Here is an 11,853-nt window from a genome sequence, read left to right as displayed (position 1 = left end):
CGGGCGTTGGGTCGGCACATGCAAGGAGGATTGTTATGAGCATTGCACGTGTGACCGAGATTTCCGCCACCTCGGAAAAGGGCTTCGAGGATGCGATCCGTCAGGGGCTGCAGCGGGCCAATGATACCCTGCGCAACGTCAAGGGTGCCTGGGTCAAGGAGCAGTCGGTCGATTGCGAAGGCGGCAATATCAGCCGCTTCCGGGTCAACATGATGGTCACGTTCGTCCTCGACGACTAAGCACCCGTCATCGGCAGAAACAGCGCCGCGACCTGCCGGCTCTGCGGCGCTGTCCGATGTAAGACCAGATAGATTCCCTGCCAGGTGCCGAGCCGCATCCGTCCCTCGACCACCGGGATCTGCAGGCTGACCGGCAGCACGGCGGCCTTCAGATGTGCCGGCATGTCGTCGGGGCCTTCAAGCGTATGGCGCAGCCAGCCCATCGAGGGATGATCACCCGGCGGCGCGATCCGGTCGAGCCAGCCCAGGAGATCGACCTGCACATCGGGATCGGCATTTTCCTGGATCAGCAGGCTGGCCGAGGTGTGCCGAACCATCAGCGTCACCAGCCCCTCGCCTGCGCCGATCTCTGCCAGCCAGTTGGAGACCTGCCTTGTAAAATCGTGGCAGGCCGGGCCATGGGTGCGCAGGGTGAAGGTGCTGTTCATTCCGCCGCGTCGCGCGGCAGGTCCTCGGGCGCGGGCAATTCGCTGACGCCGAGTTCCTCATCCGGCTCGCCGTCATGGTCGAGACCGATGCGCTTCTGCGCCCGCGCGCCAAGCACGCGAAGTTTCTCGACATGGCTGATGACATTGCCCTTGCCGCGCGAGAGGCGGTCCATCGCCTGCCGGTGTGCATTGCCGGCCGCGTCCAGTGACTTGCCGACCGCCTCCATGCTGTCGACGAAACCGGCCACCTTGTCATAGATCGCCCCGGCGCGGCGGGCGATTTCCAGCGCGTTTGTCTCGCGCCGTTCGACCATCCAGATATGTTCGACCGTGCGCAGGGTCAGCATCAGCGTGGTGGGCGTGGCCAGGCCGATGCGGCGGTCCAGTGCAAAGCTGGCCAGATCGGGATCGACCCGCAGCGCCTCGGAGAAGGCGCCTTCGATGGGGATGAACATCAGCACGTAATCCACCGAGGCATCGTCCATCGCGTCATAGCCCTTGTCCGACAGCGCGGTGACATGGGCGCGGATGGCGGCGACATGGCGTTTCAGCGCGGCCTCGCGATCGGCGGGTTCGGTGGCATTCACCGATTGCTCATAGGCATTCAGCGAAACCTTGCTGTCGATGACCAGCGCCTTGCCGCGGGGCATTCGCACGACCACGTCGGGCCGCCACAAGGCACCGCCCTCGTCGCGGAAGCTGCTTTGCACCTGGTAATGCGTGCCCTCCTGCAACCCCGATTCCTCGAGGATCCGCTGCAGGATCATCTCGCCCCAGGCGCCCTGACGCTGCTTCTCGCCCTTCAGCGCGCGGGTCAGTTCCACCGCCTCGCGGCTGATTTCCTCGGAGCGGCGGTGCAGACCCTCGATCTGTTCGCGCAACCTCGCACCTTCTTCGTCCAACACCTTGTTTCTGGCCTGCAATTCAGTCTGGAAGCGATGCACCTGATCGCGGAAGGGGGTTAGCAGGGCATTCAGCTGTTCACCCTGGACCTTCTGCATGTCGGCGCCTTGAACGCGCAGGGTTTCCTGCGCCATCAATTTGAAATTGCCTGACATTTCCTCGCGCAGTTCACGCAAAGTCGCAATCTCGCGCGCCGCTGTCTCGCGGTCCTTTTCAGCTGCCAGCCGCAGCTGTCCCAAGTCATTCTCCAGCCGCGCGGTCTGCTGGCGGGCCTGATGCAGCGCATCGGTCAGCCCGTCCCGTTCCTCATTGAGTTCCGCCAGCCGCCCCTCGCGCGCCTCGAGCCGCACATCCAGCTGCCCGGCCCGCAGGCTCTGCTCTCGTGCCGCCTGCGCCTCGGCCCTCAATTCGGGTTCCAGCCGGGCAATCGTGGCGGCCTGACGCGACAGGTCCTCTTCCATCCTGCGGTTTTCGCCGCGCAGCCAGTCACCGTCAGCACGGGCCGCCGCCAGCCGACGCCGCGACAGGACATGGACGAGCAGCAGCAGCGCCAATGCAACCACAGCCACCGCCAGCCACAGCTGCAGCAGGGCAGTGTCGGCCAGCCACATCGCCATCCGTGCGCGCCATTCCTGGGGCATCTGCTCTCCTGCCATCTGTCTTGTTCTCTTTTTGTGCCTGTTTCTCGCCCGCAGCGCAACCAGATGTTGCGGTCACGATTAACGAAACCCACAAAAAAGCCCGGCCGCCTGCGCGACCGGGCCTGATCGCTTCACCCCTCCGGGATCAGACGCTGATCGCCACCAGGAAGGCCGAGACGCTGCCCGCATAGGCAATTCGGTCGATGGTCGAGACCTGGTTCGAGGCGAACCAGTCGAGCAGCGAGGCGCGATGCCGGTCGGTCGCGCGCATCGACCAGTCGGCAAAGCGCCGGACCGTCAGCGGGCCATAGGAGAGATCGGTCATGTCCTCGTGGCGGGGATCCTTGCGGATCAACGCGATGATCATGTCCAGCGCGATCTTCGGACCTTCAAGCCATTGAAAGAACAGCCCATCCTCGTAATGAAGACACCCCGTGACGCCGCAACTGCTGTTACGGCTGCGGGCCTCGGCCACGATGGTCCGCAGATCCTCGGTGGTGAAGCCGGGCCGGGCATTGCTGCGATAGAGAAAATGCGTCAGCCCGTCTTCGGGTCCGGTGTCACTGGTCAAGGAAGGATCTCAGCTTTCTGCTGCGCGAGGGATGTTTCAGCTTTCTCAAGGCCTTGGCCTCGATCTGCCGGATGCGTTCGCGGGTGACGCTGAACTGCTGCCCGACCTCTTCCAGCGTGTGATCGGTATTCATGCCGATGCCGAACCGCATCCGCAGAACCCGCTCCTCGCGCGGGGTGAGGCTGGCCAGAACCCGGGTGGTGGTTTCCTTCAGGTTCTCCTGGATGGCCGAATCCAGCGGCAGGACGGCGTTCTTGTCCTCGATGAAATCGCCAAGCTGGCTGTCTTCCTCGTCGCCGATGGGCGTCTCGAGGCTGATCGGCTCCTTGGCGATCTTCATCACCTTGCGAACCTTTTCCAGCGGCATCTGCAGCTTTTCGGCCAGTTCTTCCGGCGTCGGCTCGCGGCCGATCTCGTGCAGCATCTGCCGGCCAGTGCGGACCAGCTTGTTGATCGTCTCGATCATGTGGACCGGGATGCGGATGGTGCGGGCCTGATCGGCGATCGAGCGGGTGATCGCCTGCCGGATCCACCAGGTCGCATAGGTTGAGAACTTGTAGCCCCGGCGATACTCGAACTTGTCCACCGCCTTCATAAGGCCGATATTGCCTTCCTGAATGAGATCAAGGAATTGCAGTCCACGGTTCGTGTATTTTTTGGCGATCGAGATGACCAGACGCAGGTTCGCCTCGACCATTTCCTTCTTGGCCTGACGCGCCTCTTTCTCGCCGCGCTGGACCTGGTTCACGATGCGGCGGAATTCCTCGATGTCGACGCCGACATATTGGCCGACCTCGGCCATGTCGCCGCGCAGCCGTTCCACCTGATCGCGCGAGCGGTCGAACAGCGCCTGCCAGCCACGGCCCGACTGGCCCATCATCCGGTCGACCCAGGCCGGGTCCAGTTCCGAACCGCGATAGGCGTCGATGAACTCGCGCCGGTTGATCCGCGCGGCATCGGCCAGCTTCACCATGCCCGAGTCGATGGTCACGATGCGGCGGTTGATGCCGTAAAGCTGATCGACCAGCGCCTCGATGCGGTTGTTGTGCAGGTGCAACTCGTTCACCAGCAACACGATCTCGCCGCGCAGTTTCTGGTAGGCACTCTCGTCCACGGACGAGAAGCTCTTGTCCTCGTTCAGGGTCGAGGACATGCGCTGGTCCTGCATATTGGCCAGCTGCTCGTAGTCGCGGGCAATTGCGCCGAGGGTTTCCAGAACCTTGGGCTTCAGCGCTGCCTCCATCGCCGCCAGCGACAGGTTGGCACCGTCATCCTCGTCATCCTCGTCCGAGGCCAGCGGGCGCCCATCGGCATCCAGCTCCTGCTCGGATTCCTTCTCGGCGGCGGGCTGTTCGGTCAGCTCTTCCTCGTCCTCCTCGCCCTCGGCCTCGCCGTCCAGCGACTGGCCGAAGGTGGTCTCGAGGTCGATCACGTCGCGCAGCAGGATGTCTTCGTCCAGAAGTTCCTGCCGCCACATGGTGATGGCCTTGAAGGTCAGCGGGCTTTCGCAGAGGCCCGCGATCATGGTGTTGCGGCCGGCCTCGATGCGCTTGGCGATGGCGATCTCGCCCTCGCGGCTCAGAAGTTCGACCGAGCCCATCTCGCGCAGATACATGCGCACCGGGTCATCGGTGCGGTCCAGCTTCTCGGTCGAGGCGCTGGCCAGCGCGACCTCGCGCCCGGTGGTGCTGGTAGTCGCCACCTCGCCGCCGGAAGCCTCGGCCTCCTCGGCCTCGTCCTCGTCCTCGATCACGTTGATGCCCATCTCGGACAGCATCGACATGACATCCTCGATCTGCTCGGAACTGACCTGCTCGGGCGGCAGCACGGTGTTCAGCTGATCATAGGTGATGAAGCCGCGCTCCCGCGCATCGGCGATCATCTTCTTCACCGCCGCCTGGCTCATGTCCAGCGTATGGGCGTTGTCGTCCTTGTCGTTCTTCTGGTCGTCGTCGTCCTTGGCGGCCATCCAGGGGCTCCTTCTCGAGGCGCAGTGATTCGTGCTCGGCGAATCACGAGTCGGTCAATTGGTGTATATAAGGCCCGAAACACCCGAATCAAAGGGCGCAAGGGTTAATGATTCGTTGATCCCGAATCATACCGCCGAATCAGCGGGCGAATCGGCAATCGCGGTGGCGGGTCCGGCCTATTTGCGGCCCTTGCGCCAGATCTCGGCGGCGACGAAGGCGTTAAGCTGTGCCGACAACTCGTCACGATCCTCGCCCAGATCCGAGCTATCCTCCATTTCGGGGTGCTCGGCGCGCTGCCTCGCACGGGTAATCTGCGTGACCCGCCAGGTCAGGCCCTCATCGGCCTCGCCGGTGATCTCGGCCTCGGCCCGCACCAGTTCGGTCCGCGCCGCCCGCCTTGCATCCAGCCGATCCAGCGTATGGTTCAGGATCGCCTCGGATTTCTCCAGATCCTCGGGGTCAACCATCGCCGGGATCAGGCCCAGATGGGCGTCGGCCCTGAGGCTGTCAAGGGCGCGAGCCCCGGCCTCGCTGCGGCTGCCGGCCAGAAGGTCATGCAGCAGCGCGGCGCGGTCGGGATCGGCGGGCATCATCCGCTCCAGCCGCGCCTCGATCCGCTCGACCAGCGCCGGGGCCATGCCGCAGCGCAGGAGGATCTCGCCCTCCAGAATGGCCTCGCCGGCATCGCGGCTGACAAAGACCGAGGCGCGGGTCTGGGCAAGCGCCGGCTCCGAGCCCGAACGGCCCTTGCGGTCGCCCTGCCAGCCACCGCCCTTGCGGCCGCCCTGCCCGGCCCGGTCGCCCTTGGCGGCGCGGGCGGCCCCGAAAAGCTCGGACCGCTTGTCGCGGATGACGGCGGCGTAATGGGCGCGGGTCGATTCGTCGGCGATCCGGGCGATGGCCTGACGCAGCGCCTGATCCAGCGCCGCCCGCCGTTCCGGGCTGTCGAAGACCTTGCCCTCGGTCTCGCGCTGCCACAAGAGATCGACCAGTGGCCGGGCCTGCGCCAGAACCTCGGTCATCGCCCCCGGTCCCTGCGCCCGGATCAGATCGTCAGGATCCTGCCCCGGCGGCAGCACGGCAAAGCGCAGCGCCTGCCCCGGCCCGGTCATCGGCAGCGCCAGATCGATCAGCCGCATGGCCGCAGCCTGCCCGGCCTTGTCGCCGTCCAGCATGATGACCGGCTCGGGCGTGATCCGCCACAGCATCTGCAACTGGTCCTCGGTGATCGCCGTGCCAAGCGGCGCCACCGCGCCGTGAAAACCCGCGCGGTCCAGCGCGATCACGTCCATATAGCCCTCGGCCACCAACAGCGGCGCGCCCTTCGCAACGGCCGAGCGCGCCGGCCCGCCGTTATAGAGGTTGCGGCCCTTGTCGAACAACGGGTTCTGGGTGCTGTTGAGGTATTTGGCCTGCGCATCCGCCGCCAGCGCCCGCCCGCCAAAGCCCACCAGCTTGTCGCGCATGTCGCGGATCGGGAACATGATGCGCCCCCGGAAGCGGTCATAGGGTGGGCGCCCGCCCTCGGGCTGGATCGACATGCCGGATTCGACGATCAGCGCCTCGGGGATGCCCTTCTCGCGCAGATGCGCGGTCAGCGCGGTCCGCTGGTCGGGCGCAAAGCCGATCTCGAAGCGCTCGATCGCTGCTGCATCCAGCCCGCGCCGCGCCAGGTAGTCCCGCGCCTCGGCGGCCTGTGCGGTCTGCAACTGCATCCGGTACCAGCGATTCGCCGCTTCGGTCACTTCGAACAGCTTCGTGCGGTGATCGGTGCGTTCACGGGCGCGTGGATCGGCCTCGGGCACGGCCAGCCCGGCCTCGTTCGCCAGCACCTTGACCGCATCCATGAAGTCGAGCCCGTCAAGCTCGCGCAGGAAGGTCAGCGCATCGCCTTTGGCCTGGCAGCCGAAGCAATAATAGAACCCCTTCTGGTCATCGCAATGGAAGCTGGCGGATTTCTCCTGATGGAAGGGGCACGGCGCCCACCAGTCGCCGCGCGCCTGATTGGACTTGCGCTGATCCCAAACCACGCGCCGCCCGATGACACGGGAGATCGGCACGCGGTTGCGCAGCTCGTCTAGAAAACCGGGAGGCAGACTCATGGCCTAATTATCGGGACGCGAAGGGGTGCAGACAAGGGGGGCAAATCGGGCACGCGGCGGCGGATCTCTCCGCCCCCGCTGCAGGGTCTGCGAAGCCGCTGGCTGCGGCTCAGTCGGCGCTGGCCAGAAACGCCTCGACCGCCTCACGCCGGGGCATCGGCTCGATGGCGCCGTAATTCTGCGTGGCCAGCGCCGCCGCCGCATTGGCATAGCGCGCGGCTGCGAAGGGATCATCCCCCGCCGCGATCCGGGCAAGGAAGGCGCCGTCATAGGTATCGCCGGCCCCGGTTGCATCCACCGCCTTGACCTTGCGCCCGGCCACCCGCTCGCGCCGGTCCGGCGTGGCAACCAGCGAGCCCTGCGCCCCCAGCGTCAGCGCCACGATCTTCGCCCCGAGACCGAGATAGAAATCGGCGATGGCATCGGGATCGCTGAGCCCGGTCAGTTGCTCGGCATCGTCCATGCCGGGCAGCGCAATATCGCATTCCGCCATGCCGGCATGGATCACCGCCCGCGCCCGCGTCAGCGGCCAAAGCTTCAGCCGCAGGTTGCTGTCATAGGAGACCATGCCGCCCGCCGCCTTCACCGCCGCCATGGCCGCAAAGACCGCATCCGCCGCGCTGGTCGAGATCGCCTGACTGATGCCCGAGACATGCAGGATTTTCGCCCCAGTCAGCGCGTCCTGCGGCAGATCGGCAGGCCGCATCCGGCTGGCCGCCGAACCGGCGCGCAGATAGCTGAATTCATGCCCCGCCGGGCCATGGGTGACGAAATAGATGCCGGTATGGGCCTCGGCCACCTGCCGCACGGTCGAGGTATCGACGCCCTCGGTCTCCCAGAGCCGCAGGAACGAATCGCCAAAGCTGTCCTTGCCCAGATGCGTCAGCATCCCCGCTCGCGCGCCCTGCCGCGCCGCGGCCACGGCGCAGTTCGCGGTATCGCCGCCATGGCCGGCACGATAGCTGCCATCGGGCTGCTGGTTGAACTCCATCATCGGCTCGCCCAGACACAGGATATCGACGCCCATTCCTTCAGTCCCCCTCATTCGCCTCCGCCCGGTGGACGGATTGTGCCGCTGCTGTGTACAGGCTGTGCACGCAGATCACAGCCCCAAATCGCAGCATTTGCTGGATTGTTTGCGCCCAAACTCGGCACGGATGCAACAGCCCCGCGCGCTGCCGTTGCACAGCGCGTTCAGGCCCCCACCGACCCCTTGGCCAGTCCCCAATAGACATCGCCGATCCGCTCGCGGTCCAGCCGGCCACCGGCGCGGTACCAGTTCGTCACCGCCGTCAGCATCCCGATCAGCGCCATGGCGCTGAGCCGGCTGTCCTCGACCCGCATCGCGCCCGAGGCCTGCCCGTCGCGCAGGATCAGCTCAAGCAGAGCCTCATATTTACGCCGCATCGTGCTGACTTTACGATAGTTTTCTTCGGTCAGGTTGCGCAGTTCCATATAGGACAGGAAAACCGCATCGCTGTGATCGAGGCTGTCGGCGATGTGGAAGCGCACGAAGCGCTCCAGCCGCGCCAGCGGCGGGGCGGCGGGATCGTCCCGCCAACTGTCCAGCAGCCGCGCCATATGCGACTGCATCAGGTCGTAGAGCAGCGCCTGCTTGTCGGGCGTATAGGCGTAAAGCGCGCCAGCCTGCACGCCGACCTCGCGGGCGATTTGTCGCATCGAGACCGCAGCATAGCCGTGCCGCGCGAACAGACGCAGCGCCGCCTCGCGGATCAGCGGTCCGGTAATCTCTGCGCGGGAACCTTGTGTACGTGCCATGCCCCTTAATGCTGCGGCGCGGCCCCGTTGTGAACCCCCGACGGCCAGCGTAAGGTGCCGCCATGTTGCGCGCCCTTACCATGATCTCGCTTGGCCTTCTGGCCGGTTGTACCGATGGATCGGAGGGCTATCCGCGCCTGTTGCCGACCCAGCAGATCCTGGCCGAACCCACCTTGCCCGACCATGCCGGACCCGCCGCGACCAGCGATGCGCCGGTGCGCGATGCGGTCGAGGGACAGGGTGCCGCCACCCGCAATGCGGCGGATGCCATTCCCGACCCGGTGGATGACGCGGCGCTGAGCGCCCGCGCCGCCGATCTGCGCCGCAGGGCCGAGGCGTTGCGCAACCAGACCACTGAAGGCGACGCAGCCTGCCCCGCCGGCAGCACCGCGCCCGATTGCCCACAACCCGCCCGTTAAGGATCGATTTCCATGCCCGTGATCACCTGTATCGAGGACCTCAAGCGCCTGCACCGCGCCCGCACGCCCCGGATGTTCTACGATTACGCGGAATCGGGCAGCTATACCGAGCAGACCTTCCGCGAGAACACCACGGATTTCGCCGATATCCGCCTGCGTCAGAAGGTGGCGGTGGACATGACCAACCGCACCACCGAAAGCACCATGGTCGGCTTGCCGGTGAAGATGCCCGTGGGTCTTGCGCCGGTTGGGATGACCGGGATGCAGCATGCCGATGGCGAGATCCTCGCGGCCAAGGCAGCCGAGAGATTCGGCGTCCCCTTCTGCCTCTCGACCATGTCGATCTGCTCGATCGAGGATGTGGCGGCGAACACCACCAAACCCTTCATGTTCCAGCTTTACGTCATGAAGGATCAGGATTTTCTGGCCAACATGATCGCGCGGGCCAAGCAGGCCAATTGCAGTGCGCTGGTCCTGACGCTGGATCTTCAGATCCTCGGCCAGCGCCACAAGGACCTGAAGAACGGCCTCTCCGCCCCGCCCAAGATGACGCTGCCGGTGATGATGGATCTGGCGACCCGCTGGCGCTGGGGTCTTGGGATGCTGGGCACCAAGCGGCGCAGCTTTGGCAATATCGTTGGCCATGCCAAGGGCGTGGGCGACATGTCGAGCCTGTCCAGCTGGACGTCCGAGCAGTTCGATCCGCAGCTTGACTGGGACAAGGTTGCCAAGATCCGCGACATGTGGGGCGGCAAGCTGATCCTGAAAGGGATTCTCGATGCCGAGGATGCCCGCATCGCTGCCGATTTCGGGGCCGATGCGATCGTTGTTTCGAACCATGGCGGGCGGCAGCTGGACGGGGCGCTGTCCTCGATCCGCATGCTGCCCGAGATCGTCGAGGCGGTGGGCGACAAGATCGAGATCCACATGGACAGCGGCATCCGCTCGGGTCAGGACGTGCTGAAGGCCTTGGCACTCGGGGCGCATGCGACCTGGATCGGGCGGGCCTTCATCCACGGGCTTGGCGCCATGGGCGAGGCCGGCGTGACCAAGGCGCTGGAGGTGATCCACAAGGAGCTGGACATCACCATGGCGCTGTGTGGCGAGCGGGATGTGAAGAACATCGGCCGCGATGATGTCCTGCTGCCGCAGGGCTTCAGCGGGACCTACAGCTGATGGCGGCGGAACGGCGCGAGCCTCCCGCCCTGTCCGATTTTCCGCTGCAGTCCTTTGAAAAGCTGCGTTATTCTGATACTGACCGTCTTGGTCACGTGAACAATGCCGTGTTCAGCACCATGCTGGAAACCGGCCGGGTCGATTTCCTGCTGGCGGGCGAGACACCGCTGAACGCGCCCGGTTCGGTCTTCGTCATCGCTCGGCTGGAGCTTGACTACCTGGCCGAGGTCACTTGGCCCGGCAATGTCGATATCGGAACCGGCGTGCTGTCGGTCGGGCGCAGTTCGATGACATTGCGGCAGGCGCTGTTCCAGCATGGCCGTTGCGTCGCCGATGCAACGACCGTGCTGGTGCAGATGAACGAGGAGACCCGCCGCCCGCAGCCGCTGACCGATGCGGCGGTCGTGCGGCTGAACGGGCTGACAGTTCCTCAGGCCTGAGCTTCGACCCGGCGCAGGCGCTGCGCCAGAAGCCAGAGACAGGGCAGGATCGCTGCGACCAGCAGGGCGATCAGGCCGAAGGCCACGCGCAGGCCAAGGTTCTCGCTGACCAGACCCATGACCGGCGGGCCGATGAAGAAGCCGGTAAAGCCGATCATCCAGGCGCGCGCGATGGCGCTGGCGCGCTGGCTGTGGGGCACGGTGCGCCCGATCAGGCTGTTGGCGGTCGGAACGACGACGGCGACGCCCAGCCCCAGCGCAGCGGCGCCGACCAGTGCCAGCCCCAGCCCCGGCGCGAAGGCCAGAAGCAGCGCGCCGATGGTGGCGAAGATGACCGAGACCGCGATCAGCCGCACTTCGCCCAGCACCACCGCCAGCCATTGCCCGGCCATCCGCGCGATGCCCATGGACAGGGCGAACATGGCCGGCCCGAAGGCCCCCAGCCCGCCCTCGGCCTCCAGCGTGCGCTCGATATGGATGGCGGCCCAGCTTTCGGTGCCGTTCTCGGCGAGGAAGCACAGCCACAGGATCGCGGCACCGGGCAGCACGATCAGCCAGGGCGCGGCGATGCCGCCCTTGGCCCCGTCATCCTCGTGATCGGCCTGACGCGGCCGGCGGCGGCGCATCAGCGGCACCAGCGCAAGGATCGCCAGCGCGACCACGATGACCGTGACAGTGTGGCTGACGCCCAGTTGCCGCGCCACTCCCATCAACCCGGCCGACAGGGCCAGCGCGAAGGAGAACAGCGCATGGTTCAGGTTCATCAGCGAATGCCCGACCCGCGCCTCAATCTCCGAGATGCGGATGTTCGAGAGGATGTCGCAGAAGGACATGGTCATGCCCAGAAGCAGCAGCACCAGCCCCAGCTCCCACCGCGAGGCGATCCATGCGGGGAAAAGGGCCACCACCGCCACCGCCAGCCCGCTGGCCGGCAGCAGCCCGTGGCCGAAATGGTTGCGCAGGCGCGGGGCCAGCGACATGGCCGTCATCCCGCCCACCGCCGACAGCATCATCAGCGCGCCGAACTCGGCATCGGACACCCCGGCGCGGCTCTTGATATCGGGCAGCCAGCCTGCGAAAGCACCCCAGAACAAGCCAATGGCGACCAGACCTGCGGCCGGCGCGCGCGAATCGCGAAGATCACCCAGAAAGCCCATTTTCAACCTTTTCAAACAGACGCCGCCG

At 65.9% G+C, this 11,853-nt stretch carries 12 protein-coding genes; 4 read left to right on the top strand and 8 right to left on the bottom strand.

Going from position 1 to position 11,853, the window contains the following annotated elements:
• Positions 1-35 precede the first annotated feature (35 nt).
• The gene (locus Q1A36_RS18020) at positions 36-239 is read left to right on the top strand and encodes a dodecin family protein (RefSeq protein ID WP_299847003.1); all 204 of its coding nucleotides are present in this window, start codon (positions 36-38) and stop codon (positions 237-239) included.
• Here Q1A36_RS18020 and Q1A36_RS18015 read toward each other — a convergent pair.
• The 7 genes from Q1A36_RS18015 to Q1A36_RS17985 all read right to left on the bottom strand — a co-directional run bounded on the left by Q1A36_RS18015 (position 236) and on the right by Q1A36_RS17985 (position 8,633).
• Positions 236-667 (bottom strand): secondary thiamine-phosphate synthase enzyme YjbQ, encoded by a 432-nt coding sequence (locus Q1A36_RS18015; RefSeq protein ID WP_299847001.1) that lies wholly within the window; start codon positions 665-667, stop codon positions 236-238. The genes Q1A36_RS18020 and Q1A36_RS18015 overlap by 4 nt on opposite strands.
• A complete protein-coding gene (gene rmuC, locus Q1A36_RS18010; RefSeq protein WP_299846999.1) occupies positions 664-2,211 on the bottom strand; it encodes a DNA recombination protein RmuC in 1,548 nt (515 codons plus the stop codon). The genes Q1A36_RS18015 and rmuC overlap by 4 nt, the downstream gene beginning before the upstream one ends.
• Positions 2,212-2,356: 145 nt before the next feature.
• Complete coding sequence (locus Q1A36_RS18005; RefSeq protein ID WP_299846997.1) at positions 2,357-2,782, bottom strand: BLUF domain-containing protein; 426 nt, start codon at positions 2,780-2,782, stop codon at positions 2,357-2,359.
• A complete protein-coding gene (gene rpoD / locus Q1A36_RS18000) occupies positions 2,772-4,751 on the bottom strand; it encodes an RNA polymerase sigma factor RpoD (RefSeq protein ID WP_299846995.1) in 1,980 nt (659 codons plus the stop codon). The genes Q1A36_RS18005 and rpoD overlap by 11 nt, the downstream gene beginning before the upstream one ends.
• 177 nt (positions 4,752-4,928) lie before the next feature.
• Positions 4,929-6,854 carry a DNA primase gene (gene dnaG / locus Q1A36_RS17995; protein WP_299846993.1) on the bottom strand — a complete coding sequence of 642 codons (1,926 nt, stop codon included), beginning with the start codon at positions 6,852-6,854 and terminating at the stop codon, positions 4,929-4,931.
• A 109-nt stretch (positions 6,855-6,963) separates the two neighbouring features.
• Positions 6,964-7,881, bottom strand: coding sequence for a sugar kinase (locus Q1A36_RS17990; RefSeq protein WP_299846991.1), 918 nt, complete (start codon positions 7,879-7,881; stop codon positions 6,964-6,966).
• 167 nt (positions 7,882-8,048) lie between these two features.
• Entirely contained in the window at positions 8,049-8,633 is a 585-nt protein-coding gene (locus Q1A36_RS17985; protein WP_299846989.1) for a TetR/AcrR family transcriptional regulator, read from the bottom strand.
• A gap of 62 nt (positions 8,634-8,695) precedes the next feature.
• Between Q1A36_RS17985 and Q1A36_RS17980 the strand changes: the two genes are divergently transcribed.
• Genes Q1A36_RS17980 through Q1A36_RS17970 form a run of 3 tightly spaced genes read left to right on the top strand, consistent with a single transcriptional unit; the run spans position 8,696 to position 10,668 of the window.
• Positions 8,696-9,052, top strand: a complete 357-nt coding sequence (locus tag Q1A36_RS17980; RefSeq protein WP_299846988.1) for a hypothetical protein — start codon at positions 8,696-8,698, stop codon at positions 9,050-9,052.
• A gap of 12 nt (positions 9,053-9,064) precedes the next feature.
• On the top strand, positions 9,065-10,228 hold the full coding sequence (locus tag Q1A36_RS17975; RefSeq protein WP_299846986.1) for an alpha-hydroxy acid oxidase: 1,164 nt from the start codon (positions 9,065-9,067) through the stop codon (positions 10,226-10,228).
• Positions 10,228-10,668, top strand: coding sequence for a thioesterase family protein (locus tag Q1A36_RS17970; RefSeq protein WP_299846984.1), 441 nt, complete (start codon positions 10,228-10,230; stop codon positions 10,666-10,668). Before Q1A36_RS17975 ends, Q1A36_RS17970 begins: the two co-directional genes overlap by 1 nt.
• Here Q1A36_RS17970 and Q1A36_RS17965 read toward each other — a convergent pair.
• Positions 10,659-11,825, bottom strand: a complete 1,167-nt coding sequence (locus tag Q1A36_RS17965; protein ID WP_299846982.1) for an MFS transporter — start codon at positions 11,823-11,825, stop codon at positions 10,659-10,661. The genes Q1A36_RS17970 and Q1A36_RS17965 overlap by 10 nt on opposite strands.
• Positions 11,826-11,853 lie beyond the last annotated feature (28 nt).

The sequence above is a fragment of the uncultured Paracoccus sp. genome (genome assembly GCF_947487305.1).
In the GTDB taxonomy this organism is placed as follows: domain Bacteria; phylum Pseudomonadota; class Alphaproteobacteria; order Rhodobacterales; family Rhodobacteraceae; genus Paracoccus.
Note: the sequence above shows the minus strand (reverse complement) of the source record. Positions and strands in the feature narration are given on the sequence as shown.

Bases quoted from the DNA above. Each gene is read 5' to 3' on its own strand.
- Q1A36_RS17975 (WP_299846986.1), top strand. From the start codon at position 9,065: ATGCCCGTGATCACCTGTATCGAGGACCTCAAGCGCCTGCACCGCGCC.
- Q1A36_RS17980 (WP_299846988.1), top strand. From the start codon at position 8,696: ATGTTGCGCGCCCTTACCATGATCTCGCTTGGCCTTCTGGCCGGTTGT.
- Q1A36_RS17970 (WP_299846984.1), top strand. From the start codon at position 10,228: ATGGCGGCGGAACGGCGCGAGCCTCCCGCCCTGTCCGATTTTCCGCTG.
- dnaG (WP_299846993.1), bottom strand. From the start codon at position 6,854: ATGAGTCTGCCTCCCGGTTTTCTAGACGAGCTGCGCAACCGCGTGCCG.
- Q1A36_RS17985 (WP_299846989.1), bottom strand. From the start codon at position 8,633: ATGGCACGTACACAAGGTTCCCGCGCAGAGATTACCGGACCGCTGATC.
- Q1A36_RS17965 (WP_299846982.1), bottom strand. From the start codon at position 11,825: ATGGGCTTTCTGGGTGATCTTCGCGATTCGCGCGCGCCGGCCGCAGGT.
- Q1A36_RS18015 (WP_299847001.1), bottom strand. From the start codon at position 667: ATGAACAGCACCTTCACCCTGCGCACCCATGGCCCGGCCTGCCACGAT.
- Q1A36_RS17990 (WP_299846991.1), bottom strand. From the start codon at position 7,881: ATGGGCGTCGATATCCTGTGTCTGGGCGAGCCGATGATGGAGTTCAAC.
- Q1A36_RS18020 (WP_299847003.1), top strand. From the start codon at position 36: ATGAGCATTGCACGTGTGACCGAGATTTCCGCCACCTCGGAAAAGGGC.
- rmuC (WP_299846999.1), bottom strand. From the start codon at position 2,211: ATGCCCCAGGAATGGCGCGCACGGATGGCGATGTGGCTGGCCGACACT.
- rpoD (WP_299846995.1), bottom strand. From the start codon at position 4,751: ATGGCCGCCAAGGACGACGACGACCAGAAGAACGACAAGGACGACAAC.